The sequence below is a fragment of the Delftia sp. SD018 genome (assembly GCF_017355445.1).
Lineage (GTDB): Bacteria > Pseudomonadota > Gammaproteobacteria > Burkholderiales > Burkholderiaceae_C > Comamonas > Comamonas acidovorans.
In genome coordinates, this window is the sequence record NZ_JADDRN010000075.1 from 1 (window position 1) to 502 (window position 502).

Consider the following 502-nt stretch of genomic DNA (forward strand, 5'->3'; position numbering starts at 1 on the left):
ATCACCCTGCACGTCCAGCAGGCCGAACGGCGCCGTGGGCTCATCCACATCGCCCAGCATGGCGCGAAAGAACTCTTCGTGCTCCCTGGCGCTCACCCCCAGCCGTGCCTGCGCCACGAAGCGCCTGAACGGCAGCGGCTGGGGCAGCGCATGCTCGCGCCCCTGGCGGATCAAACCAATCTCCTCGACGATGCGCTCCAGCGTCGTGTGGTCCAGCACCAGATGGTGCGTCAGCAGCTGCAGCAGCCAGCGGCCCTGCGGCGCATCCTGCGCCGCCACGGCGCGGATCATCGGTGCCTTGCGCACTTCGATGCGCTGCACGCGCGGGTCCAGCCGCTCGTGCAACTGCGCCGCCGCATCGGCGCCAGCCTGCACCTCCACCCATTCAGCAACCACCTGCGCCTTGCGCCAGACCACCTGCACAGGCTCGGCCAATCCCTCCCACAGCACGGCCGTGCGCAGGATGTCGTGCCTTGCGATCACCTGGTTGAGGCTGTCCACA

Annotated in this window: 1 protein-coding gene; it reads right to left on the bottom strand. The window is 68.7% G+C overall.

Annotation, left to right across the window (positions count from 1 at the left end; all coding sequences use genetic code 11):
* Window positions 1–502, bottom strand: a 502-nt coding sequence (locus INR38_RS28595; protein ID WP_242699239.1) for a condensation domain-containing protein, incomplete at both ends; no start/stop codon positions are given.